At 62.6% G+C, this 26845-nt stretch carries 15 protein-coding genes and 1 tRNA gene; 8 read left to right on the top strand and 8 right to left on the bottom strand.

The genetic code is table 11. The features are described from left to right. The first annotated feature begins 132 nt into the window (after positions 1-132). Positions 133-5142, top strand: a complete 5010-nt coding sequence (locus HAHE_RS01570; protein WP_338687977.1) for a beta strand repeat-containing protein — start codon at positions 133-135, stop codon at positions 5140-5142. Positions 5143-5618: 476 nt separating this feature from the next. Then, on the top strand, positions 5619-6956 hold the full coding sequence (locus HAHE_RS01575) for a hypothetical protein (protein WP_338687979.1): 1338 nt from the start codon (positions 5619-5621) through the stop codon (positions 6954-6956). A 19-nt stretch (positions 6957-6975) separates the two neighbouring features. Here HAHE_RS01575 and HAHE_RS01580 read toward each other — a convergent pair whose 3' ends face one another. Beyond that, on the bottom strand, positions 6976-7284 hold the full coding sequence (locus HAHE_RS01580) for a hypothetical protein (RefSeq protein WP_338687981.1): 309 nt from the start codon (positions 7282-7284) through the stop codon (positions 6976-6978). After that, entirely contained in the window at positions 7284-7613 is a 330-nt protein-coding gene (locus HAHE_RS01585; protein WP_338687983.1) for a hypothetical protein, read from the bottom strand. Before HAHE_RS01585 ends, HAHE_RS01580 begins: the two co-directional genes overlap by 1 nt. A gap of 114 nt (positions 7614-7727) precedes the next feature. Here HAHE_RS01585 and HAHE_RS01590 point away from each other — a divergent pair, with 114 nt between their 5' ends. The 6 genes from HAHE_RS01590 to HAHE_RS01615 all read left to right on the top strand — a co-directional run bounded on the left by HAHE_RS01590 (position 7728) and on the right by HAHE_RS01615 (position 16655). Next, positions 7728-8054, top strand: a complete 327-nt coding sequence (locus tag HAHE_RS01590) for a hypothetical protein (RefSeq protein ID WP_338687985.1) — start codon at positions 7728-7730, stop codon at positions 8052-8054. Between the two features lie 11 nt (positions 8055-8065). Continuing rightward, positions 8066-13048, top strand: coding sequence for a DEAD/DEAH box helicase (locus tag HAHE_RS01595; protein ID WP_338687987.1), 4983 nt, complete (start codon positions 8066-8068; stop codon positions 13046-13048). 322 nt (positions 13049-13370) lie between these two features. Next, positions 13371-13901 (top strand): hypothetical protein, encoded by a 531-nt coding sequence (locus HAHE_RS01600; RefSeq protein WP_338687990.1) that lies wholly within the window; start codon positions 13371-13373, stop codon positions 13899-13901. A gap of 69 nt (positions 13902-13970) precedes the next feature. After that, a complete protein-coding gene (locus HAHE_RS01605) occupies positions 13971-14168 on the top strand; it encodes a helix-turn-helix domain-containing protein (protein ID WP_338687993.1) in 198 nt (65 codons plus the stop codon). A 153-nt stretch (positions 14169-14321) separates the two neighbouring features. Further along, complete coding sequence (locus HAHE_RS01610; protein WP_338687995.1) at positions 14322-15674, top strand: DUF3987 domain-containing protein; 1353 nt, start codon at positions 14322-14324, stop codon at positions 15672-15674. Positions 15675-15686: 12 nt separating this feature from the next. Beyond that, entirely contained in the window at positions 15687-16655 is a 969-nt protein-coding gene (locus HAHE_RS01615; protein WP_338687998.1) for a hypothetical protein, read from the top strand. Between the two features lie 1094 nt (positions 16656-17749). Here HAHE_RS01615 and HAHE_RS01620 read toward each other — a convergent pair. The 6 genes from HAHE_RS01620 to hisC all read right to left on the bottom strand — a co-directional run bounded on the left by HAHE_RS01620 (position 17750) and on the right by hisC (position 26837). Then, positions 17750-17837: transfer RNA gene (locus tag HAHE_RS01620), tRNA-Ser, on the bottom strand. Positions 17838-17937: 100 nt separating this feature from the next. After that, positions 17938-20598 (bottom strand): hypothetical protein, encoded by a 2661-nt coding sequence (locus HAHE_RS01625; RefSeq protein WP_338688000.1) that lies wholly within the window; start codon positions 20596-20598, stop codon positions 17938-17940. Between the two features lie 91 nt (positions 20599-20689). Further along, positions 20690-21385: an NAD-dependent deacylase gene (locus tag HAHE_RS01630; RefSeq protein ID WP_338688002.1), complete on the bottom strand. Its 696-nt coding sequence runs from the start codon at positions 21383-21385 to the stop codon at positions 20690-20692. Next, a complete protein-coding gene (mnmE, locus tag HAHE_RS01635; RefSeq protein WP_338688004.1) occupies positions 21382-22722 on the bottom strand; it encodes a tRNA uridine-5-carboxymethylaminomethyl(34) synthesis GTPase MnmE in 1341 nt (446 codons plus the stop codon). Before mnmE ends, HAHE_RS01630 begins: the two co-directional genes overlap by 4 nt. 4 nt (positions 22723-22726) lie before the next feature. Beyond that, positions 22727-25678, bottom strand: a complete 2952-nt coding sequence (locus HAHE_RS01640) for a hypothetical protein (RefSeq protein ID WP_338688006.1) — start codon at positions 25676-25678, stop codon at positions 22727-22729. A 37-nt stretch (positions 25679-25715) separates the two neighbouring features. Then, on the bottom strand, positions 25716-26837 hold the full coding sequence (gene hisC, locus HAHE_RS01645) for a histidinol-phosphate transaminase (RefSeq protein ID WP_338688008.1): 1122 nt from the start codon (positions 26835-26837) through the stop codon (positions 25716-25718). Between the last annotated feature and the right edge of the window lie 8 nt (positions 26838-26845).

Consider the following 26845-nt stretch of genomic DNA (forward strand, 5'->3'; position numbering starts at 1 on the left):
GAAGGGCGGGACCGAGCTGGTTCACCCGGTCCGCAGTCAATCGGTGCCCGTTGACAGCCTCAGTCCCGCCCTTTGCAGAAGCTTAACAATTATGAAATTGTTTCCTCAAACGCGATTGGGAACCGTGGGCGCATGCGTGTTCTCAGTCAGGAACGAATCATCGAGGGCCTGCGTCGGACTGCTCTGACTCTTACTACCGGCTTGCTTCTGGGGTTTCCGGAGGCCGGAGCCCAATCGACGTGGAGCGGCGGCACCAACAAATACTGGGGCAACGGCCCCAACTGGACACCCTCGGGCGTTCCCGCATCCGGAGCCGACGTGAGTTTTCCCGGAAACGCCACCCGATTCACCGTGGACCTCGGTGGCGCCGACCGCACCGTGGGCGATGTCTCGATCAATTCGGCGACGGCTTACACCTTCGAGGACGAGATCGGCAGCGAATCGCTGATTCTGGACAACGTCACCATCTCCAGCGGCTTCGGCCATTCCTTCCAGCACCCCGTCGTCCTCTCCGGCCCCACCTCCACCTGGGATCTCGCGGGCGGCGCCTACATGTTCGTCAATGGCGTCATCTCCGGCAGCTCCGGTCTCACCAAGGACGGCGACGGCCTGCTGACGCTCAACAACATCATGACCTACACGGGCACCACCACGGTCAATGACGGCACCCTGGCCGTGGCGCAGACGAAATTCACCGCGCTGGCCAACAGCCCCGTGGTCGTGAACGCCGCCGGGCGCTTCACCCTCGATGACAATGGCAAGGGCGACAGCTTCTTCGTCGGCTCCCTCGCCGGCAGCGGCATCACCGAGATCGACGGCGGCCACGTCACCTTCGGCGGGGACAACACCAGCACCACCTACTCCGGCTCCATCATCGATTCCCTCGGCGGCGGCAGCGTCATCAAGGGCGGCACCGGCACTTGGACTCTCTCCGGCACGCTCGACGACGACAGCCCGGTGACCGTCAGCGGCGGAACGCTCGAGATCCCCAATGGAAGTCAGGACGTGCTGGCCGACAGCGCCGTGACGATCAACAGCGGCGCGCAACTCAACATTCCGGACACGCTCGGGGCCACCTACGACCTGGGTTCCCTCGCAGGGGCGGGAGCTGCGGACTTCAGTGCCGGGGATATCGATCTCGGCTTCGACAACTCGAGCACGACCTTCTCGGGCACGATGACTTTCGACACCGTCGAAGGAACCGGAGACCTCACCAAACGGGGTTCCGGGACATTTACGTTGGGCGGCTCCGGCCACAACATCGGTAAGATTGAAATCCGCGACGGAGGCCTGACCGTGGACGGAGCCAGTGGCTCAATCGGTCGGCTCGAAGTCATCGGAAGCGGCCAGGTCGGAATCATCCGGAACACGACGAGCGCACTGAACATCAACTCTCTCGAAAGCAGCGGAAGCCTTACCATCACAGGGCCCTTCACGGTGGTGGAAGTGCTTGGCCCGACCAACAATTCCCAGGACTTTGTGGTGGAGGATGGTGCGGTGCTCACGGTCGGCGATGTGTTCCAGCAAAACGGCTTCGGCTCCTTCGTGGTGGACGGGGGCTACCTGTCCTTCGAAGAATTCGGCACATCCAACTTCGGCACCATCTCACTGACCGATCCCACCGGGGGCACCGCGTTGACCATCGGCGGCAGCGCGGCGGACTCGACCTTCAACGGCATCATCCAGGACCATACAAGCGGCCCCGGCTCGGTGACGAAGACCGGCACCAACAGCATCACCTTCAGCGGAGCAAACACGTATAGCGGCGCGACCCTCATCGAGGGCGGTGAGCTGGTCGTCGCCGATGGCAACTTCAATGCCTTTGGTAACAGCGCCGTCACCATCAACAGCGGCGCGCAACTGACCATCCCGGACACCACCGTTGCCGAATACCGCCTCGGCTCCCTCTCCGGCGCAGGCCCTGCCGATTTCGGCCAGGCGGATATCGATGTCGGCCGTGACAACTCCAGCACCACCTACTCCGGCACACTCACCTTCGACACCTCCGAGGGGACGGCCGTCATTGAGAAATGGGGAACCGGAACGTGGACGCTGACCGGTTCCAACCACAACATCGGGAAAATCGAGGTTCAAAACGGAGGTCTCGTCCTCGACGGAGTCGCCGGCAGCTTGGGCAACCTCGATGTCATTGGAAATGACGAGACCGCAATCATCCGGAACACGACCGCAGCAGCCGACGTCTCCAGCCTCACCAATAGCGGCACCCTCACGATCACCGGGAATTCGACGCTGGTGGAGATCAGCAACTCGATATCCAACAGCGAATACATGGTCGTGGAAGACGGGGCCGTACTGACCATCGGCGAACTCTTCCAGCAATCCGGTGGCAACACCTTCGTCGTGGACGAGGCCTACGTCTCTTTCGAACAATTCGGCACGAACAACTTCGGCACCATCTCTCTAACCGATCCCACTGGCGGCACCGCCCTGACCATCGGTGGCAGCGCACCCAGCTCGGAGTTCGCAGGCATCATCCAGGACCACACTAGCGGCCCCGGCTCGGTGACGAAGACCGGCACGAACAGCATCACCTTCAGCGGAGCAAACACATATAGCGGCGCGACCACCATCGAAGGCGGCGAGCTGGTCATCTCCGAAGGCAACCGGCTCGCCCTGCGATACAGTGACGTGACGGTGGCCAGCGGCGCACAACTCACCATTCCGGATACCACGGGCGTCAGCTACTTCCTCGGCTCCCTCGCCGGAGCGGGTCAGGTGAACTTCGGCGAGGCAGAGCTGGATATCGGCAGGCTGGACACCAGCACCACCTTTTCCGGAGCCTTCACCTACGATGACACCCTGGGCTCCGGCTACGTGACCAAGCAGGGCGCCGGATCATGGACCCTGACGGGCTCCGGCCACCAGATTGGCAACCTGCAGGTGGGGAACGGAAGCCTCACCCTCGATGGGGCCGGCGGCTCCTTCGGCAATCTATGGGTCCTCGGAGAGGATCAATCGTGCACCATCCGGAATACGACCAGTGCCGATGTCTTCACCAATATCTTCAACACCGGCAGCCTGACCATCAGCGGAGCCTCCACGGTGGTGGAACCCAGCGGGCTGATCTCCAACGCCGGAGTGAACAGCGGATCCGCCACCCTCACGGTGGAGGGCGGCGCCCAGCTGACCCTCGGTGACCAGTTCACACAAACCAGCAGCGGCACGCTGGTGGTGGACGAGGGCCACGTGTCCCTCGGCGAATTCGGCTCGAACAAGACCGGAACCATTTCCCTGACCGATCCCACCGGCGGCACTGCCCTGACCATCGGCACCAGCGGTTCCAACTCGACGTTTTCCGGCATCATCCATGACCACACCAGCGGACCCGGCTCCGTTACCAAGACCGGCCCAGGCACCATCACCTTCAGTGGAGCGAACACCTACAGCGGCACGACGCTCATCGAGGGCGGCGAACTGGTCATCTCCGAAGGCAACTTCACTGCCCTCGGCAACAGCGCCGTGACGATCGACAGCGGCGGGCAACTCACCATCCCGGACACCACGGCGAGCGACTACCGCCTCGGCTCCCTCTCAGGAACGGGACCCGCGGACTTCGGGGCGGGCGATCTCGATGTCGGCCGCGACAACTCCAGCACGACCTACTCCGGCACGCTCACCTTCGACACCCTCGAGGGCACCGGAGACATCGACAAGTTCGGGAACGGCACATGGACGCTGAGCGGCTCCGGCCACAACATCGGCGTGATCAAGGTCCAGAACGGAGGCGTTGTCCTCGACGGGGTGGCGGGCACCATCAACTCACTCAACGTTTTTGGAGATGGCACCACCGGAGTCATTCGGAACACGACCGCTGCCGCAGAACTCGGATCCCTCACCAATGGCGCAACCCTGACGATCACCGGGCCCTCCACGCTGGTTTCACTGACCAACTCAATCAGCAATCCCGGCTCCATGGTGGTGGAAGACGGAGCGGTGCTGACAATCGGCGATCTCTTCCAGCAGTCCGACGGCGGTATGTTCGTGGTGGACGAGGCCTACGTGTCCCTCAAGGAGTTTGCCCCAAGCAACCAGAAGTTCGGAACCATCGCCCTGACCGACCCGGTTGGTGGCACCGCCCTCACCATCGGCGGCAGCGCGCCGAGTTCCGAATTTGCAGGCATCATCGAGGACCACACCACCGGCCCCGGCTCCGTCACCAAGACCGGATCGAACAGGATCAGGCTCACCGGTGAGAACACCTACAGCGGCGGCACGACGGTCTCCGGCGGACAACTCATCGTGAACAACACCAGTGGCTCCGGCACGGGCAGCGGCGCGGTGCAGGTAGCCAGTGGCGCACAATGCGGCGGCACCGGGAGCATCGGCGGCACGCTGACCGTCAACTCCGGCGGCACGGTCATCCCCGGCGCGTCCGATGGCAACGGAACCGGAACCCTCACCCTCGGCGGCCTGGACCTGGAGGGCACCTACCACTGTGACATGAGCGGCACGGAAACGGACACCCTTGCGGTCGCGGGCACCCTGACACTCGGCGGCACCATCACCTTCGATGTCGGCACCGCACTCAGCGAGCCCGTCTACATCATCGCCAGCTACGGCAGCCGTAGTGGAACTTTCTCCACCGTCTTCGGCCTCCCCTCCGGATACGGCATCAGCTACGCCCACGATGACGGCATCTCCACGAACAACATCGCACTCGTCGCCCTGACCACCTATGACCAATGGGCCATCGACAACGGCCTGACCCTCGGCGTGAACGACGGCATGCTTGACGACCCCAACGGCGACGGCCGCCCGAACATCGAGCACTTCGCCTTCAACACCGACCCGCTCGGCAACGGCAGCGACGAGGGCAAACTGCGCACCGGCTTCACCGATGACGGCGGCAACGACTACTTTTCCATCACCGTGCCCGTCCGCGATGGCGCCGTCTTCACCGGCAGCCCCAGCCCCACCGCCACCATCGATGGGATCACCTACACTGCCCAGGGCACCGGCGACCTGACCACATGGGATACGACCGTCGTGGAACTCATCCCCGCCAACTCCGCCGGCCTCCCCGGCCTCGACACCGGCTGGAGCTACCGAACCTTCCGGTTGGACCTGACTCAGGGCGTTCTTGGGGAGGGGTTCCTACGGTTCGTGCTCGAGGGCGAGTAGAATCGTCCCTACCGAAGATCGGCTAGAGTTCACACGAATCTGTTTGGAGTCGGTTCTGACCCTCAGTTTCGGCAAATCCCGTCGCAGATGAGGGCGATAGCGGACCGGGTGGGATTGCCGTCGCTCTGCTCCGGCCATTCCAGATTGGGTGTCCGCCGGACACCGGAAGGATGCCGTCGGCACAGCCGACTTCCTCCTTCGCTCTGCGAGCTACGGCGGACAAGTTCCGAATTCAAACCCGACTCGCTGCGCTCGTCAGCCCCCTCGGCCCAGCCCTGAAACGCCAGACCCCGTCCCCGGGCGAGCCGGGGACGGGGTCTGGCGGAGAGGGTGGGATTCGAACCCACGGAGCCCGGAGGCTCTCCGGTTTTCAAGACCGGCGAACACTCACTAAAATAGAACTTTTCAGAACCTTGGGGACGAAATGGGGACGGATTTGACTTCCTCAAGATGCCACTCCCTGCCACTCTTTGCGCATGCCGGCGAAGAAGAAACTCAGGATCGAGCGCGGCCCCAACGGCTACGTTGCTAGGGTAGGAGATGACTCCAAAGAACTCCCCACCAAGACACTCGCCGAGGCATGGGGCAAAGTTCAGCTCGCAAGCCCGCTGAAGCATGTCCGCTACCAGTTCAATGCGGAGGAGCGCCGACCGTTCATCGTCGCCTTTCCCGAAATCAGCGACGCCGGCACCCGCAACACCAAGCGGAAGAAGTTTCCGACATTCACAGCCGCACGCGACTTTGCCGAGAAGCGCAGTATCGCGATTGAGAACCACGGGCGGAACTTTACTAGCGAACTCTCCCGCGACGAGGTTGCTGCCGTCACGGCATGGCGGCGAGAAGCCGCACGTCTTCGCGATGGCGGCGTAGCGGTCCCGACGTTGGCCGACACGCTACGGGAATCCCTCGCCCGCCTGACCGCCCGCCCCGATGGCCGAAAGCTAACCCCTGAGCTCATCGACGACTTCATCGCCCACAAGAAGGACCACGGCATCGGGAAGCGCCAGCAAAACGACTACGAGACCCGGCTCCTTCGCTTCCAAGAATCCTTCGCCGACCGCTTCGCCGCCAGCATCTCCGCCGACGAGATTGAGCAATGGCTCGCCGGCCTGACGAACCGACGAACCAAGACGAAGGCCAGCCCTCAAACCCGAAAGCACTACCGCGCCAACCTCAACGCATTCTTCGGATGGCTGCTGCCCGAATCGAACCCCGTCGCCAAAATCACCGCGCCTCGCGTCCCCGAGCCAGACCGGAAACACTACACCCCGGAGGAAACCAAGCGGTTGCTGGCCTATCTTCGCGACCACGAGACCGACCTGCTCGCATCGGTAGCACTCGGCCTATTCTGTGGGCTTCGTACATCAGAAATTGCCCGCGTTGACCTTGGAAGCCTCGACCTCTCCAAACCCAACCAGGAGGGCGAGTTCATCCTCAAGCCCAGTCAAACCAAGACCGGGCGCTCCCGTGCGGTCCCGTTGCCGCCAGCCGCAAAGCGATGGCTTGCGGACCAACCCTTGCGGAGCGGACCCGCCGTGCGCACCGGGCGCCGGCAACATCACAAGCGCATTGCCGCCGCACTCGACGCAGCGAAGGTGCCTCGATTGGAGAACGGGGTGCGCCACGCGTTCGCCACCTACCGCGGAGCAATCATTCGGGACACGGGACGCCTAGCCGATGAAATGGGGAACTCCGCCGCCGTGATCGCCCGCCACTACCGCGACGCAAAACTCGAAACAGAGGCCAAGGCATTCTTCGCCATCCGGCCGGGTGACAAGCCCAACGATGCCGTGCCGTTTGCCGCCGCAGGGTGAAAGCCCAGCCGACATCGATTCAGTCAGCCTTCAGCCTGCCGTCTCGCAAGCCGGCCATGTAGCCCTCCAAGGCTCGGACTCCGATCCGGAACCCCTCCTCTTCCTCGGGGGTGAGCCTCTCCAAGTCCAGTAACTCCTCGGCGGGAGGAAAGTTTCCATCAGGATACTGCTGCCGAATTGCATTCTCCACGGCCTCCACCATGGGCTGAGGGCCGCTCTGAAGCTCCCCGGCATCCCGGAGCTTGTCCGCCCCACCAGCTCCCAACCATTTGCGCAGCAATCCGTCACTCATCGGGACCGGGCGAGGCAAAATCGGGTCGTCGTTCATCAGCGTGCTTCGGAAGGAAAGTGGGGTTCTCCGTCTTCTGCGAGGTCCTCGCCCGCAACCGCATCCTTGAATGCCGGGCTCAGATGCAGGAAAGCTCCCTTCAATCGTGCGTTGACCTCCCGCTTGTCGGCTTGGAGTCGCTGGACCTCCAGCGGACTGAGAAACGACGGATCGAGGAGACGCTCCACAGGAGGCGAGTTCCCGTCGCCATACTGCTCACGTATCGCCTCCTCAATGGCTAAGGTGATCCTTTCCCAGACGTTGCCTTCAAAGAGCCAGCGCCGGACACCATCATCCCCTAGCCATTTCCGGACGAGCGCTTCACTCAACGCCAGCGGTCGGGGCAAAATCGGCTCATTCTCCACAAGAGCGACGCTACACCGCCATGCATTCCCTTGCCACTCCGCATTGACCTTAAAAGGGCACTCCTACAGTCTAGCAGCATGCCGAGTCTCCACCTTCTGAATCAGGAAGGCCCCGAGTTCCCCCAACCCGCCGAGACTGCTCCAGGCGTCATGGAGTCCGGCTACTGGCTCGTCTCCGAAGACCGGGCATGCGCAACGATCGGAAACCCGATCCACTTCCACCGCAGGAAGAAGGACCCCGCTTTCCTATCCGGCACCGTCACCGAGTTCCGCCGCGACTACTACCCACCCGGCGACCCGAAGGCGAAACACCGCACCGTCTTCATCTTCACCCCCGACCCGCATCCTTCGGGCTCGACCACCCCGGACGGCTGGACCCCTGCCGGCGTGAAATTCATTCCCTGACACCCTTCCCTATGGCCGACACCACCATCCACGACATCCTCGCAGAGTTCCGGGACGCCGCCCTCAACAACCGCGACCTTGGCGACAAGTTCGAGCGTCTCATCTGCCGCTACCTCGAACTCGACCCCCAATACGCGGAGCGCTTCTCCAACGTCTGGCTTTGGAACGAATGGCCGCGGAAGGGTGAAGTCGGGGACATCGGCATCGACATCGTCGCCGAGGAGGAGGCCACCGGCGACATCGTCGGCATCCAGTGTAAGTTCTACCTCCCCGAGCACCAGCTTTCCAAAGGTGACATCGACAGCTTCCTATCCGCCCTCGGCAAGAAGCAATTCAGCTCCGGCATCATCGTCTCCACCACCGACAAATGGGGCTCGAATGTCGAGCACACCATCAAGGACCAGAGCAAGCCGATCCAGAAGCTCCGCGTCCAGGATCTCGACGCCTCCCCCGTGGACTGGTCGAGCTTCACGCTGGATGCCATCAACAAGCTCAAGCTCCAGAAGAAGCGCGAGCCACGCCCCCACCAGAAAGCTGCCATCAAGGCAGTCGAGGAAGGCTTCACCGAACAGGACCGCGGCAAGCTCATCATGGCCTGCGGCACCGGGAAGACCTACACCTCACTCGCCATCACCGAGGAAATCGCCCTTGGCGGAAATGTTCTGTTCCTCGTCCCGTCCCTCGCCCTGCTCGCCCAAACCCTCCGCGAGTGGACGGCATTCTCCAAGAAGCCGATTCACGCGTTGGCTGTCTGCTCGGATTCCAACATCGGACGCCGCAAGCAGAAGGACGACGACAATGCCGAAATCGACGTCACCGACCTCGCCTTCCCCGCCACGACCAACACCAAGTCTCTCATTCGCCAGTGGGAAGCACTCCAGCGGAAGATCAAGAAGCGGAAGCAGTCGAAGGAGAACCGTGGCACCGCTGTCGTTTTCTCCACCTACCACTCCATCGCCGCCGTCCATGAGGCGCAAAAGAAGGGTCTCCCCGACTTCGACCTCGTCATCTGCGACGAAGCCCACCGCACCACCGGCGTCACCCTCGCCGATCAGGACGAGTCCCATTTCGTCAAGATCCACGACAACGACTACATCCGCGCCGGCAAGCGCCTCTACATGACCGCCACCCCGCGAGTCTATGGCGACGAGACGAAGTCAAAGGCCGACGATGCCGACGCCACGCTTTGCTCCATGGACGACGAAGAGCTCTATGGACCCGAGTTCCACCGTCTTGGCTTCGGGGACGCGGTCGAAAAGAACCTCCTCACCGATTACAAGGTCCTCGTTCTCGCCGTGGACGAAGCCTACGCCCACCGGACCTTCCAAAGGCAGATCACCGACAATGACAACTCCCTCGCCCTCGACGACGCCGTCCGCATCACCGGCTGCTGGAACGGCCTAGCCAAGAAGCTCGACCACACCACCGCCGACGAGGCGGAGCTTTACGGCGACCTCGCCCCGATGCGCACCGCCGTCGCCTTCTCCCGCTCCATCGCGGACTCCAAGGCCTTCTGCGCCTACTTCGAGGAACTCGTCGAGTCCTACAAGGCAGACCACCCCGACGAGGAGAACCTGCTCGACGTACAAACCGACCACGTGGACGGCGGCATGAACGCCATCACCCGCGCCCACAAGCTCGACTGGCTCAAGGAACCCGGCCCCGCTCTCCGCTGCCGTATCCTCTCCAATGCCCGCTGCCTCTCCGAAGGCGTCGATGTCCCCAGCCTCGACGCCGTCATGTTCCTCAACCCGCGCAACTCGGTCGTCGATGTCGTCCAGTCCGTCGGCCGCGTCATGCGCAAGGCCACCGACAAGCAATACGGCTACATCATCCTCCCCATCGGCATTCCCGCCGGCGTCACTCCCGAGGAGGCCCTCAAGGACAACAAGAAATACGCCATCGTCTGGCAGGTGCTGCAAGCCCTCCGCTCCCACGACGACCGTTTCAACGCCACCATCAACCAGATCGAGCTGAACAAGAAGCCACCGACACAGATCGGCGTCATCGGCATCGGCGAAGGTGGCGGCGCGGGTGACGACACCGGCTCGAAGTCCGACGGCGACGGCAAGGATAAGGTCAGCGACAAGAAGGAAGGCCAAGCCACCTTCGACTTCTTCCACCAGCTTCAGGAATGGAAGGACGCCCTCTACGCCCGCATTGTGAAGAAATGCGGCGAGCGCCGTTACTGGCACAAGTGGGCCGAGGACGTGGCCAAGATCGCCCAGCGCCACACCGACCGCATCCAGCAGCTCCTCAAGGATGGCAACCCGAAACACGTCAAAGCCTTCGACCGCTTCCTCAAGGGCCTGCACCGCAACATCAACCCCGCCATCTCCCCGGACGAGGCCATTGAGATGCTCTCCCAGCACCTCATCACCAAGCCCGTCTTTGACGCTCTCTTCGCCGACTACGCCTTTTCGGCTTCCAACCCCGTCTCGCAGGCCATGCAGTCCATGCTCGATGCCCTGCACGATCAGGCGCTCGAAAAGGAAACCGCTAGCCTCGACAAATTCTACGCCTCCGTCCGCACCCGCGCCGCCGGCATCGACAATGCCGAGGGCAAGCAGAAGGTCATCCTAGAACTCTACGACAGGTTCTTCGCCACCGCGTTCAAGAAGATGTCCGAGCGCCTCGGCATCGTCTACACCCCCGTCGAAGTCGTCGATTTCATCATCCACTCCGTCGAGGACGTCCTCCAGAACGAGTTCAAGTCCTCCCTCACCGCCAAGGATGTCCACATCATCGACCCCTTCACCGGCACCGGCACCTTCATCACCCGTCTCCTCCAGAGCGGCAAAATCAAACCGGAAGACCTCCACCGCAAGTTCACCCAGGAACTCCACGCCAACGAGATCGTACTCCTCGCCTACTACATCGCCGCCATCAACATCGAGGAAACCTTCCACACCCTCCAGCAGGACGCCTTGGAGAAGCAATACGAGGGCAAGGCCAAGAAACCCGAGCCACCCGGCTACACCCCTTTCGACGGCATCGTCCTCACCGACACCTTCCAGCTCACCGAAGCCTCGGCGCAGTCCGATATGGATGACGCCATGTTCCCCGTGAACAACAAGCGGGTAACCCGCCAGAAGAAAGCCCCCATCCGCGTCGTGATCGCCAATCCGCCGTATTCAGCTCAGCAGGAAAGCGAAAACGACGCCAACAAAGGGCTCAAATACGAGTTCCTCGACCAGCAGATTCGTGACACCTACGCCGCCAGATCCAATGCTACCCTCGTCAAGAATCTCTACGATTCTTACATCCGGGCAATTCGCTGGGCCAGCGACCGCATCGGAGAACAAGGCGTCGTCGGCTTCGTCACCAACGGCTCGTTCATCGACAGTAACAACATGGACGGGCTTCGCGCCTGCCTCGTGGACGAATTCACCTCGCTATACGTCTTCAACCTGCGCGGCAATCAACGCACTTCCGGCGAACTCTCCCGGCAGGAAGGCGGCAAGATCTTCGGTTCCGGCTCCCGCACCCCCGTCGCCATCTCCATCCTCGTCCGCAATCCCGCCAAGGTCACACCCGGCGAGCTTTTCTACCACGACATCGGCGACTACCTTACCCGCGAGGAGAAACTCGCCATCGTTGCCAAGTTTGCCAGTCTAAACGGCCTCCACCGCGAGAAGAAATGGCGCAAGATCAGGCCCAATGCAGAAGCCGATTGGATCAACCAACGCGACCCGTCTTTTGAGGCGTTCACTCCCCTCGGAGACAAATCCGATCCAAAAGCGCAGGTGTATTTCGAGAACTACTCTCAGGGCGTTCTAACCAGCCGCGATTCATGGTGCTATAATTTCTCGGCGCGGGCCGCCGCCAAAAACATGCGGCGCATGATCGAGTTCTACTCCGAACAAGCAGCGGCCTTTGAAAAGAAGCACGGGGCCGAAACTCCAAAAAAGCGGAAGGAACTGGTCGAGAAGTTCATCGACGCCGATCCGAAAAGCATATCGTGGTCGAGAGCGTTGAAAGCGGATCTTTCACGAGGTAAAAAGCACAGCTACACCGCCACAAGTTCGAGGACCGGCGTATATCGACCTTACACGAAGCAAGCCGTCTATTTCAGTCGAGCGTTCAACGAAATGGTCTACCAGAATTTCCAGCTCTTCCCTGAGCCGGATTCCGAAAATCTGGTGATTGTCGTTTCAGGAATTGGAGCATCCAAGGGATTCTCAATCCTTCTAAGTGATTGCCTGCCGAATTACCACGCCCATGACACCGGTCAATGCTTCCCCCTCTACCTCTACGAAAAGGCCGAAGCCAAGGACGGCGAACTCGACCTTCTCAGCGGTGACGACGGCTGCGAGATCATCGACGGCTACCGCCGCAAGTCCGCGATCACCGACGGTATCCTCGCCGAGTTCCGCAAGACCTACGGCAAGGACGTGAGCAAGCAGGACGTCTTTTACTACGTTTACGGCATCCTCCATTCGCAGGATTACCGCGAGCGCTTCGCCGCCGACCTCAAGAAGATGCTGCCCCGCATCCCGCTGACTCAGGAACGCGCCGACTACGAAGCCTTCACCCAGGCCGGCCGCGACCTCGCCCACTGGCACCTCAACTACGAGACCATCGACCCGCACCCCGCCGTCCACGAGGAAACCGAACAACTTGGGCTCGATCCGTGGGAGCTCTACAAGGTGAAGAAAATGACCTTCGCCCGCCCCACCGCCAAGCAGAAGGCCGAGGGCGAGAAATGGGACAAGACCCGCCTCATCTACAACAGCAAGGTCACCCTCACCGGTATCCCGCTCGAAGCCTACGACTACGTCGTCAACGGCAAGCCCGCCCTCGAATGGATCATGGAGCGCTATCAAGTCACCGTGGACAAGAAGAGCGGCATCAAGAACGACCCCAACGACTGGTGCCGCGAACACGACGACCCCCGCTACATCATCGACCTCCTAAAACGCGTCACCCGCGTCTCCCTCGAAACCAACAAGATCGTCGCCGCCCTCCCGGCGCTGAACGAGCGGACAAGCTGAGGCCATGGCATCCGAGGAAACACCCTCGACTCCCGCGCAGGAGTTAGCGCCCGAAGAGGCTGAACTACTGGCCGAACTCGAAGCCATCTTCAACCACCCGAGGGCTCACGAGATCCTTCTTTCGGATTGGCTTCACGACGGAGGACTATCAATGCCCTCGACTCGGGCAATCCTTCACATCGGCCATCGAGTTCTCTGGGGGCCGGGAATTTCAGAGGAAGCGGGGCGATTGGATCGAACCGCCCTCGCCAAAAGGGTTGTTGAGGCATTCCAAGAGGAAACGAGCGCGCAGAGGGTTGCGTCGGTGAAGCGGACTTCAGCGATGCTCCGCGCCGTTGAATTGGAGTTCTCCGGAGGGTCCAAAGGAATCTCACCCTACGCCCACGAATGGGTTACGGTATTGGAAGACTTCCTCCGCCCGTTTGACCGATGGAGCAACAATGAGCCCGACACTTACGTGCTCCACGGCCAGCGATCGTTGGCCCGGGGAGTCGTCGAGGCCCTCGTGCATCGAGCACTGTTCGACATGGACGGGGACCGAATCCGCGGCCTAGCTCAGGCGGTCGATCACGTGGAGGGAAAGAAGACGATCGAGGCCCCGCAAGCGCGCAGGCTCGCCGCCGAAATCATCCGGTGGACTCCTCTCCTTGAGAGAGAACTCGAACACCGTCCCAGCAAGACCGAACTCAGGGCATTCATCGTCGGGATCGACCCCGATTCCACGCCCGATCACTCGACGACTTGGAGAGACGCCTACCGCATCGCCGGAGTCCCCGACGAAGACGACCGCTCCCGACAGATGGACGCCGACAAAATGACCCGTCTGATTCGGGCTTTTCTGGCCCAATTCTGAAGAGGTACAAGCGGGGCCAGTCGTCTGGATGTCTTTTTTCTCAGCATTCTCGCAAGGTGATGCCGAGCTATGAATCCTGTTGAATCCACCCCACCGTCACTCCTCACCCGTCGCGAAGCCGCCCGTTTCCTGAGCGTCTCCGAGCGTCAGGTTTGGAACCTCCAGAACGACGGACGCCTTCCACACGTCCGCATCGGCCGATCCGTCCGCTTCCGCGTCACCGATCTCGAAGCGTTTGTCGCCTCCCGCACCGTCAAAGCCCGCTGAAAAGAAACCGGGCCGACCTCGTGGGAAACACGCTGACGACCCGGCAGACTTGAGATCCTGCCGATAGAGTAGCGCCCACGAGTTCACCCGCAACCCTCGACTTGCGCCGTGAGCAACTCACCACAGCCGAAGCCGGTCACCGCTTCATCGATCTTGCGCTCCCTCGATCCAGCCCCCGGGGAAATTGGGGATATTGAGGAACCCGCCAGTTCTTCCCCAGCTTCCCCATTTTCCCCACCCCCCCAGAAAGCGAGGATTCACCCGGTACCTGAAGACTCGATTATTGCCGATGCTATCAGGTTCAACCGCGCATGCAGCGAGGCCCCGGATAGCTTCACCGTCGCCCCGCTGCTTTGTTTGGCAGGCAGACTTCTCACACCGGGTTGCTACTGGCACTTCGCCGGCATCAAATACCCAAACCTGTTCAACTTCGTCGTCGGTCCTCCCGGCATTCGTAAATCGACCTCATTCGGGCTGGCAGAGCAGCTCGCAAAGCACGTCCTGCCCGAGTCAGCGTTGCATGAGGGAAGCGCCAGTGACTCCGCCCTTTTCGAGCGCTTTGAAGCCGAACCCCACATGCTCCAGATCGAGGACGAAGGAAACACGCTTCTGGAATACTGGAACCGGCAGGGAGTAGGCAAGGAACTGGCCTCCAGATACCTGAAACTCTACGACGGAAAATCGTGGAGCCAGACCTTCAGGAACCAGGCGAACTCGAACGGCGGAGCGCATCGCCGGATCGCCCGCGCCACACTAAGCTTCGCCCTTGGTGGCACTCCAAACACGGCCAAGTTCGCCGGCATCAACAACGCGTCCGGCCTGCGCCGCCGTTTCGGCTACTACGTTGCCCTCCGGACGGCGAGACGTATCGCTTGGCCCGAAGCTCCCGCCGCGATCGACTCCCTCGCAGAGGCATTCCAGGACCTTTCCAAGCTGAGCGGCGTATTCCGCATGTCCGATGAAGCGCGTCTCCTCTGGGCTGAGATCCACGCCCAATTCAGCGACGCGCTAGAGTCCATCACCAGCTTCGATGCTGTCGCCGAGGCGAAGCAGGCCGCGCTATCCGAAGCGGCCTCCCGAACCGTCAAACTCGCCGGAATATTCGAGGCAGCACGATGGGCTAAAACGAAGGAAGGCGACGGACTAACGATTCGAGACGAAACCCTTCAAATCGCCTTCGAGCATCAGAAAGCATGCCTCGATGCAGCCGACGAAATGGAAACTATTGGACGCCGGGCAGCAATCGAAGAGCAAGCGGACGTTATCCTAGCCGGTATTCGAACTGACTCTCGATTCTCCTCTGGAGACGACTGGCACACGCTCACCCGGAGCGAACTAACGAGCAAGTTCGCCAACAACTCCGGCCGTGCCGGAAGCCTGACTGTCCGCCAACTCTACGATGAAATCGTGCCAAATCTGATTACCCGCGGGCTTTGCCGACGTGGGGAGAAGGTAGGGAGGCTCGAACGATACCTGTTTGCCGCGGAAACCACCGGGGAACTCTGACTCGCAACTATCATGCCCCTCGATCTAGCCCTCCTCGAAAAGGTCCGGCATCACCCTTCCGGCAAGATCACCGCCCGCTGCCCCGCCTGCGCCGAGGACGGCGGAGACCGCACCGGCAATCACCTCGCCGTCTTCACCGACGAACGATTCGCCTGCGCCGCCTGCCCCGGTGATGGCGAGCACCGCCAGCGCATCCACACCATCGCCGGCATCAAAGCCGACTTTCAACCGGACCCGACACAGCGCCGACAATACCACGCCCGCCGAGCAACCGCACGCCGTCACAAGCTCGAAGCCGACCGCCTCGCCGACACAGCCCGCAAATACCGCCAGGAGCTCGTTGAATGTTATGCATGGAAACTACCCGACCTTTGGGACGACAGCCCCCAGCGCATCGACTGTGACCGCGTGGGAACCTGCCCGCGCCACTTCCTCGCCACGCTTCTCCCGCCCCATTCGATTCTCTGGACTGGGGAAGTCCATCACAGCGGCAAGCCCGAACACGCCGCCCACTGGCGAACCTGCGACGAATGGCTTCATGCCGGCGACCCCATCGGCCCGATGACAACCCCCGCCACATGGAAAACCGGCATCCATTCCCGATCAGGGGACAACGTGGCATCCGCTCCATTCACCGTTCTCGACTTCGACGGTTTCGACGGCATCAAGCCACGCACCGGCGACGAACACCGCGCCCACCTGCGCGCCTCCCTCGCATTGACCCGCTGGCTCCGCGAGTTCCTCCACTGGCAACTCGCGGCCATCCTCCACACCGGCGGGAAGAGTCTCCACGTCTGGTTTCACAACCCGGGTCCCATCGCTCTCGACAGCTTGCGCCACACCTCAGCCCCGCTCGGCATCGACGCCGGCCTCATCGGCCGCCCCGAACACCCCTGCCGTCTCCCCGGCCAGATCCACGCCGGCACCGGCCGCAGCTCACGGGTCCTTTGGCTTCAGAATCCAGCCAGTGCCGCTCCATGAAGCGAGCCATCCGCGACCGCTACTTAGTAGAGCGGACGATCCTCCACGCGGTCCGGTTGGGCTACACTATGAAGGGTGCCGCGAGGGCGGGAGGAGTCCACCGATCCACACTCTACCGTTGGCTCGCTGCGGATACCGAGTTCGCCGGACGCTTCGCAAAGGCATGGCACGCCGGCAAAGAACGTCGGAACTTCCGAAAGTGGCTGTCTCATCCTTTTAGAGGCTACCGACCGCCGACAGAGAGACGAACAAGACGTTTTCCCCGATACCGACACCGAGGCTAACGAGGTTTTTGCGACACTCCCCCCGTCACACGCGCGCGTATGTGTCCGGAAATTCCGACAGTTTCATCCTACGACCTAACCCGAGCATGCATCCTTTGAAGCTCTCGCTAGACCGCCTCCACCGCATTCTCCGCGTTTTCCAAAAGGAAGGTGACGAGGTGACCGTCCGACGATTCCGCCGAAACTTCGAAGTCTACGACTGGGAACTTGAACAGGCTGCGGAACTCGGCTGGCTCGCCATCGAGACCCGCAAGCCCAAAACCGGAAGACCGTCCATCGTCGCCAGAAAACTTAGCAATTCTCCAACCGCGAAACTCCCGCCCCGGCGCTCCGTCATCGGCCGCGGAATCTCCATCCGACATCAGCGATTCGTGGAGCACTACCTCTGCGGAGGCGGATTCCTTAGCAAACCAAACGCACGGCGTGCCTATCGGCTTACCTATCCCGAGGCCCGAAGCCTTTCCGGGATCGATGCCAGCGCAAACCGCCTCTTCCGACACCCGGACGTACTGGCCTATCTCGCATGGGTCCGCGCCTGCTCAGGCTCGGAAATTCCATGGCAAGCCAGGCAAAAACACCCCCTGACACGGCAGGAGATCATCGAAACGTTGAGAGCGCACGGCTGCTGGATGCGCGTCCGGCAGTGCTACACGTCTTGCCGTTAATCCAAGCTGGGGACGAAATGGGGACGAAATCGGCGTCAACAAGGTGCCAATCGGTGCATTTGCATGCGTTCATACGAACAATATTGCTCGCCCAGCGCAGAGATCCCCAAATCTACGTAAACCCTTTTAAATCAGGGTTTTAGGCTGGCGGAGAGGGTGGGATTCGAACCCACGGAGCCCGGAGGCTCTCCGGTTTTCAAGACCGGCGCATTCGACCACTCTGCCACCTCTCCTAGGTGCGATCGAGTCGTGCCGAGAGCCAACGCCGTCCCCAACCGGATTTCAAGTAGCGTTCGCGTTTTTCGCAATTTGGCGAAACGGACTTCGGCCTTCCTACTCCGCCGGAAAGTCGCCGTGGCGGAAGCGGTCGTTTTGACGGAGCAATCCGTCATCACCAGGCTCGCGGGACATCGCCTTGTCCGACCACTCGACCGCCTTCTCGCGGTTGCCGCGGGCGAAGAAGATTTCACCGTAGGTATCGAGGTAAGCGGCCTGGTTGGGCAGGATCTCCAAGGCACCGGAAACGAGCTTCTCGGCCTCATCGAGCCGACGGTTGGCGCGCGATGCGGTCCAAGCGGCCGTGTTCATCGTGTTATGGCTCCCGGGATAGCGATTGAGGACCTTTCCGAACGCCTCCCACGTATCTTCGAACCACTCGTCATGGAGTTTGCCCAGCCCCGCCTTCCGCAAGGCGGGGAAAAAGTAGTCCGCCATCGAACCGTCGGTGAGGGCGTTCTTGTGGCAGCGGTCGAGCGTTTCGATGGACTGGCTCCGGGAATCCCCGAGGCGGGCGAGCGAACGACCGATCTCCACCTCCATCCGCCCGCGAATCACCGAGGCCGGATCGTCATACGAGTCACCCCGCATCACCTGATAGAGCAGATACATCTCGCCCAGTGAAGCCGCGAGATTCCAGTTGCCGACGTACTTGGCCTCTTCCATCAGGAGCAAGGCCGAGTAGTAGAACTCCCCGTCGTCCTCGACCGACTCACCGGCGGCACGCAACCACCAATCGGCCGCGCGCTGGAACTCGCCGGCACTCGCATAGGCCTGACCGATCCGACGCATCGCCCCGGGATCACCCAGCGCGAGGCGCTCGGCACGGTCATCGTAGTCGGCCGCTTCGTCCGGTTGTCCGGCGCGGCGGAGGGCACCCGCCAGATAGGCGAGCTTCATCGGATCCGATGGAAAGTGACCCACCTGATCCTGCCAGTGCTTTGCGACCTCTTCCCACTTTCCGGCGGCACCGAGACAGAGGATTTCCTGCCCGGCGAAGCGGTACTCATCGCTGTAGACACCCAGTTCATCGAGTGAGAATCCCGCCTCGCGAACCCGCTCGGCGGTTTTGATGAAGCGGTTTGCATCGGGATTGGAAAGCGCGACCGCGAGCATCAGGCCGTAGTCATTCGCCCGATCCAGTTTCTTCCCTTCTTCCGCGGATTCACTGATCCATTTCCACCATTCGGCGGTTCGCTGTCCGACGTCCGGGATCCGCCCCAGCAATGCCGCCAGAAGTTCCAGTCGCTCGCGCGGAGACATGTCGGGCTGGAACGTCTCGAAGCTGTCCCAAACTCCGCGCACCTGCGCACCGTCGCCGAAAAGCGTGGTCCTAACCATGCTCCATCGGGCGTCGTCATCGCCCGCGAAAGCGGTCGCCGCGGGAAACACCGGAGTGGAAACCGGAAAAGACGAGTAGGCGGAGAACAACTCGCCCAGCGCCTGGATGAACCGCTCTGGGTCATCGCGCCCCAACTTGGTGAGCGGCTCGACATAACCCTCGAGGAGCACCTGTTTCAGACCCCGACGCTCGAGGAATCCCGCGAAGCTGAAAAGCAATTCGGCCTCCGATTCGGCATCGTCGGGATCCTTCAGGTAGCGTTCGAACTTCTCGTTGATCCAGCTGAGATAATCGGGATCAACCGGGTCGATGCCGATCACGTCGAGCGCTTCGCTGACCCGCTCGGTATTGTCGAAATGGAAGAAGGCCATCGAGGGCGACAGCTTGGCGAAGAGCGGATCGGCCAGCTTCGATTGACCGAGCGCGTAGAGCACCGACAGCGAATGCCAGCTCTCGTCATCAAGCTCGTGCTTCACCCCGCCGGCAAGCGCGCGCAGCAAACGGTCCGAAGGAGGCCGACCGTTCCAAAGTCCCTCAACCGATTTTCGGTAGGCATCGATCGAGTCCGGCGGAATCTCACCGCGGGGAACCGGCGCCTGCTGGACCCAGCTGATCGGATTGCCGGCGAGCAAACGCAACCGGGCCGCCGTCCTGAGGTCACCCGCCGCTTCGGCTTCGCCCGCCGCTTCCTCAAACTCCCCCTTGGCGGAAAGCAAGGCGTAGCGCCACAGGTGACCGGCCTGTCCCTCGAGCTTCCGGGCGCGCTCCAGTTCGGCATCGAGCGTGCCGCGGACCCGATGGAAATCCGCCAGCGACATCAACTGCCGCGGTTCGGGCCGGCCCATCTCAAGCAGGGCCTTGGCCTCGTCAAAGTCGGGTTCGTCCCCCGTCAGCACCTCGCGGGCCGCCTCGACCGAAACACCCTCCATCTCCGAGGCGATGCGTCGGAGCGTATCAGGGTCCTTCTCGAGCTCGTGAATCTTGAGCACCTGCCGCCAGGCCCGGAGTCCCTTGAGCGCGCGGATGATCTTCTCCCGCTCGAGCGCCGACGCCGAGTCGTAGCGGACGACCAGGGAGACGACTTCCGGCGGACTGTCGGGCAGAATTCCGAGCTGGATCTTTCGAAGCAGTTCCTGGGCGCGGATCGCGACCTCGGGATCGGCACTGGCGGCAGCCTCCCGGAGCAGGGCCTCGACCTTGTCCCCCATCCCCCAGAGTTCGTGGCTGGCGCGGACCCGGACCGGGTAGCGCTCGTCGCCCAGATCACGCACCAGCTCCTCGAAAGAAACGGCCTTGGCCTTTTCCTTCTCCTCCGCGCCACCCCCGGCGGTCACGGCGGCCGCTGAGAGGAGCAGCACGTATTTCCCTAGCTTCATCACGTCAAAAGCGTCCCGAGTTTCGAACGAAAAGCAAACCCGGAATCTTGGGGGCTCTACGTGACAAACGTCGCTCGCCTCTCGGATCGTCTCAATCGGCGCCGAGAAGCTCGTCCACCCACGCGGGAACCAGTTCGCCCGCCCGTCCCAGCCGGGATTCGTCGAAAACCCCCGACTGCTCGCTGGGATCGAGATTCAGCTCAAGGGTCCGCGCCCCCGCTGCAGCCGCCACGCGGACGAATCCGGCCGCGGGATACACCCGGCCCGAGGTTCCGATCGAGACGAACCAGTCGGCCTGATCCAGCGCCCGCTCGATCTCCTGAAGATGGAAAGGCATTTCGCCGAACCAGACGACATGCGGTCTCAGGCAGTCGATCCCTTCACACGCATCGCAGATCGATGCTCTGGACAAATCTCCGGTGCAGGATCTGACCGCGCCACATTCGTTGCAACGGCTTTTCAGCAGCTCCCCGTGCATGTGCAGCACGTCGGGCGATCCGGCACGCTCGTGAAGGTCATCGATGTTCTGCGTGACCAGTGTCAGCTCGCCAGACCATTCCCGGGCAAGACGGGCAAGCGCCTCGTGGGCGGCATTCGGCTCCACCTCCTGCACACGAGCGCGCCGGCCATTGTAAAACCGGTGCACCGTCTCGGCATCCCGGGCGAATCCTTCCGGCGTGGCCACATCCTCGACCCGATGGCCTTCCCACAAGCCGTCGTCGCCCCGGAAAACCGGCACCCCGGACTCGGCCGAAATCCCCGCCCCGGTCAGCACCACTGCCCTCATTTGCCGATGCAGAACTGGCTGAAAATGGACCCGAGGATCTCCTCGGTATCGACCCGCCCCGCCACCTCGCCGAGATAGTCGAGCGATTCCCGCAGCGAGAGCGCCGTGATCTCGGGGTCGGCGCCTTCCAGCAACGCCCCCTCGGCCGCATCGAGCGATGCCGCGGTCCGGGTGAGACAATCACGATGGCGCGCATTGATCGCGACCGAGTGCTCGCCCCAGTCCGCTTCGCCGAGATCGGCCAGTTCTCGAATCCGGTGACGCAGATCCTCCAGCCCCCTGCCGTCGGTACAGGAAACCCGCACGGCATCCGGCACGTCCCATCCCGCTGCCTCGCCGAGGTCCGCCTTGTTCAGAATCACGATCGAACGCGAAACCGACGGCAAGTCGGCCGGCATCGCCTCGGCTGGAGGCAACGAGCCATCCACCACGATCAGCAGCAGATCGGCCCGGCCTGCCTCTTTCATCGTGCGGCGGATTCCCTCCTCCTCGATGACATCCCCCGCGGCGCGCAAGCCTGCCGTGTCGATCATGCGCAGCGGAACTCCATCGACAACCAGCAGTTCCTCAATCGTATCCCGCGTGGTCCCCGCAGTCTCACTGACGATCGCCCGGTCCGAGCCTAGCAGGGCGTTCATCAGACTCGACTTCCCGGCATTCGGCCGACCACAGATCACCGTCCTCAGACCCTCCCGCAGGATCCGCCCTTGGTCGGCGGTCGACAGCAGCGCGCCGACCTGTTCACGAACGGCCCGAATGCGCGCGACCAACGCTTCGCCGGTCTCCGGGTCGATGTCCTCTTCGGGAAAATCGATCCATGCCTCGAGCTGGGCCACCGTTCCGATCAGGTCCTGACGCAGCTCGTCCGTCCGCCTGCCGATTCCCCCTTCGAGTTGTTCGTGGGCGGCGCGCAGTGCGAGATCGCTCTGAGCCGAAATCAGGTCCATCACCGCCTCGGCCTGCGTGAGGTCGAGCTTGCCGTTGAGGAACGCCCGCTCCGTGAACTCACCAGGAGCCGCCGAACGGGAGCCACATTCGAGCAAGCGCTCGAGCACCCGCCGGGTCACCAGACGCCCACCGTGGGTCGCGACCTCCACCACTTCCTCACCGGTGTAACTCCGGGGAGCTTCGAATCTCGTCACAAGAACCTGATCGAGCACACCACCGTCGGCAGTGCGGATCGTTCGCAAAACCGCGCGGCGGTCGGGAAAGGGTCTGTCCTCATCACAGGCCTTCGACACGACCGCTCCGGCATCGGGTCCGGAAACGCGGATCAACGCGACGGCCCCGGTACCACCCGCGGTCGCGAGAGCGGCGATGGTTTCACCCGCCGCCATGATATCAGCGGGAACCTTTGACCGCTTCGCCCCCGACGCCGAGGAACTCCCAGCAGAGGAAACGGCTGATTTGCAACTGGGGCGTTTCGTCACCGCTCCACTGCAACTCGATCGTCGCCGTCTTCGAAATCGCATGCCCGTCGCGGGTGCCTCGCCAGTTGAGGATCGACAGCGCCTGACCGATCTCGGAGTCCACAGGAACATTGACCCTCGCGGAATCTTCCGACGAATAGGCCGGATCGGTGACCAGATAGGTCCGTGTCCCCGGCGGCACCTGACGGTTCTCGGGAACGGTCTCCGCGATGATCACGCGGAACACCCCTTTCCGGCCCGCGATCGGCAGCTCGATGAAATCCCTCATCGTGCGGTACTTGGTCTGCACAAAGGTCTCCCAATCAATTCTAAGACCCTCCGGCGTGCGCTTGTAGAGCACGTGCACCTTGAGCGGCTCGGCGGTGAAGTTCGAGGAACGCGCGACGGCCGACAGCAGCATACCCGGTTCCTTGAGACGGTACTGCACTTCCAGTGGCGAGATCGGAGCGAAGAACTCGGTCATCTCGAAGACCGGCGGCTGGTCGTAAGTGAGCATGAAGATACCTCGCTCGCGGTCCTTCATGGCCAGAGGAAAAACGGAGAACGCACTGGCCGGCGTGTCCGAATCATCGATTGGCACCCCTTCGTAAAAATCCTCCATCTCCGCCAGCAGATCGCTGCCTGCAATCGAGTAGGCGGCCTTGCCCGCCGGTCGTTCGGCGGCGAGGAATTTCCGCAGAACGTCGCGAGCATCGGCCTCCCAACCCTTCTCCAAGTACTCCTTTTCCCGTAGTGCCGCGCCGGGATCGTCCATCACGATGGGCGGAGCCACCTCGGGATTCAGGAATTTCTTGGCGGCAAACCATGCCCCGCCGGCAAGCGCGACAAGCAACAGGAGCACGATCAGCGGAGCGAGCGAAAGCTTCCGTTTCCGGTTCTTGGACTCGCCCTTCTTGCCGTCGTCCGCGGCTTCCGGCGATGGAGGCCTTGAGGATTCCGACGGTTCGGCGTCCGGCTTCGATGCGGACTCCGGCGCAACGGATCGTGGTTGCGCGGCCTTGACGGGAGCGGCTGCCCGCTCGACCGGCGGCGAAGGAGCCGGCTCGGGTGTCGCCGAGAAATCAGGAAGAATTTGCAGCGGTTCGAGCGCCCGCTCCGAACCCTTGGGTTTCGGTGTTGTGTCGGCCTGCTTGATCGCATCCTCAACGGAGCGCGCCTCCAAGCGCTCTTCGGCAAGCTGTTTCTTTTCCTCCGCGCCTCGGCGCTCGGCCTGTTCGGCGGCATGCTTCGCGGCCTTTCTCTCAAGCTCTTTCTCTGCAGCCTCGGCAGCCCTCCGACCCACTTCCGCAGCCGCGGCCTGCTGGGCTTCCTCGGCTGCCTTGCGCTCAGCCTCCTCACGGGTTTTGCGTTCCGCCTCCTCGGCAGCCTTCCGTTCGGCCTCTTCGCGTGCCTTCCGCTCCGCTTCCTCAGCCGCCAGACGCGCGGCTTCTTCGCGAGCTTTGCGTTCCGCTTCCTCGGCTGCTTTGCGCTCGGCCTCTTCGCGTGCCTTCCGCTCCGCCTCCTCAGCCGCCTTGCGCTCCGCCTCTTCGCGTTCCTTCCGCTCCGCCTCCTCAGCCGCCTTGCGCTCCGCCTCTTCGCGTGCCTTCCGCTCCGCCTCCTCGGCAGCCTTGCGCTCGGCCTCTTCACGAGCCTTCCGCTCCGCTTCCTCAGCCGCCTTGCGCTCCGCCTCTTCGCGTGCCTTCCGCTCCGCCTCCTCGGCAGCCTTGCGCTCGGCCTCTTCACGAGCCTTCCGCTCCGCTTCCTCAGCCGCCTTGCGCTCAGCCTCCTCACGAGCTTTCCGTTCCGCTTCTGCAGCTGCCAGACGTTCGGCCTCTTCGCGGGCTTTGCGTTCCGCTTCTGCAGCTGCCAGACGTTCGGCCTCTTCGCGGGCTTTGCGTTCCGCTTCTGCAGCTGCCAGACGTTCGGCCTCTTCGCGGGCTTTGCGTTCCGCTTCTGCAGCTGCCAGACGTTCGGCCTCTTCGCGGGCTTTGCGTTCCGCTTCCTCGGCTGCCAGACGCTCGGCATCTTCGCGGGCTCTGCGTTCCGCTTCCTCAGCAGCCTTGCGCTCAGCTTCTTCGCGGGCTTTGCGTTCCGCTTCCTCGGCTGCCAGACGCGCGGCCTCTTCGCGGGCTTTGCGTTCCGCTTCCTCGGCTGCCAGACGCGCGGCCTCTTCGCGAGCTTTGCGTTCCGCTTCCTCAGCAGCCTTGCGCTCGGCCTCTTCGCGAGCTTTGCGTTCCGCTTCCTCGGCTGCCTTGCGCTCGGCCTCTTCGCGGGCTTTCCGCTCCACCTCTTCGGCCGCCAGACGTGCGGCCTCTTCACGAGCCTTCCGCTCCGCTACCTCAGCCGCCCTGCGCTCGGCCTCTTCGCGGGCCTTCCGTTCCGCTTCCTCAGCCGCCTTGCGCTCGGCCTCTTCGCGGGCCTTCCGTTCCGCTTCCTCGGCTGCCTTGCGCTCGGCCTCTTCGCGGGCCTTCCGTTCCGCTTCTGCAGCGGCCAGACGCTCGGCCTCTTCACGAGCATTCCGCCCCGCTTCCTCAGCCGCCTTGCGCTCGGCTTCAGCGGCAGCTTGGCGAGCCGCTTCGGCAGCGGCCGCCCGTTCTGCAGCCTCCGCTGCGGCACGACGTTCGTCCTCCGCCGAAATCATCGGGGCTGCCGCCGAGGCCGCGACGACAGGAGGAAGATTCGGACCCGCGGCGTCTTCCGGAATCGGCTTTCCGAAAATTGGATCCAGATCCGGAGCAATCTCCGGCCCGGGCGACGTGATTTCCTTCTCGCAATGAGGACAGGGACCCGATGTCGGCGGCAGGTTCCGGGGCACCAGAATCTTGCCGTTGCAATGAATGCAGCGGAACTCCCGCTGGTTGTCGGTTGCGGACGGATTCTGCATGATCTGTTAAGAAGTGTGAGATATTTAGGCCACCCACTCAAGCGGTGATCTCACCCGTTTCGCGGATCTGCGCCAAAACCTCATCCATGACCTCCAGACAGCGGCGGTTCTGCACCTCCGTCCCGGTGGAAATGCGAACCCAGCCCGGCAGCTTGTAGCTGCGCATCGCGCGCACGATCACGCCACGACGGAGCATGCCTTGGAAAACGGCATCGCCATCGCCAACCTCCACCAGCACGAAGTTGGCGACGCTTGGCACGAAGTTCATTCCCCGCTCGGCGAAAGCCTGGTGGTAGAAGGCCAAGCCCTCGTGATTCATCTCACAGGTCTTGCGAACGTGTTCGTCGTCCCCCAGCGCCGCCAACGCCGCCGCTTGGGCAAGCGCGTTGGTATTGAACGGCTGCCTCGCCTTCTGGAGGATTCCGGCGACCTGCGGCGAAGCGAGCCCGTAGCCGATCCGCAGAGCGGCCAATCCGTGGATCTTCGAGCAGGTCCTGAGGACGCACACGTTCCGCCCTTCCCGAACGAACTTCAGCGTGTCCGGCGGCGTTTCCAGAAACTCATAGTAGGCCTCGTCGAAGCAAACGACCACGTGCTCCGGCACCCGTTCCATGAAACGGTCTATCTCCTCCTGCCCGACGATCGTCCCGGTCGGGTTGTTGGGATTGGCGATGAACACCAGCCGCGTGCGGTCGGTGATGGCCTCGGCCATACCGTCGAGGTCATGGACGAACCCCGGATCAGGGACCTCGACGTAGCGAGCACCGAACAGGGTTGCCATGAGCTTGTAGACGACAAAGGCGTGCTCGGCCGCGATCAACTCGGCATCCGGATTCAGAAAGCTGTGGCAGAGCAACTCGATGATCTCGTTCGAGCCGTTTCCGAGCACCACGTTCTCCAGTCCGAGATCCAGACGATCGGCGATCGCACTGCGAAGCTTGTGCCCGCTGCCATCCGGATAGATGTGCGCCTTCTCGATGGCAGCCCGCATCGCCTCCTTTGCAAGTGGAGAAGGCCCGAGCGGATTCTCGTTCGAGGCCGCCTTGATGATCGAGGCCGGATCAAGGCCGAGTTCGCGCGCGGCCTCCTCGATCGGCTTCCCAGGCTCGTAGGCGTGAAGGTCGCAGACGAAGCGGTTGGCGAAGGAGTCGATGCCCATGCCCGAAC

This window comes from Haloferula helveola (assembly GCF_037076345.1).
In the GTDB taxonomy this organism is placed as follows: Bacteria; Verrucomicrobiota; Verrucomicrobiia; order Verrucomicrobiales; family Akkermansiaceae; genus Haloferula; species Haloferula helveola.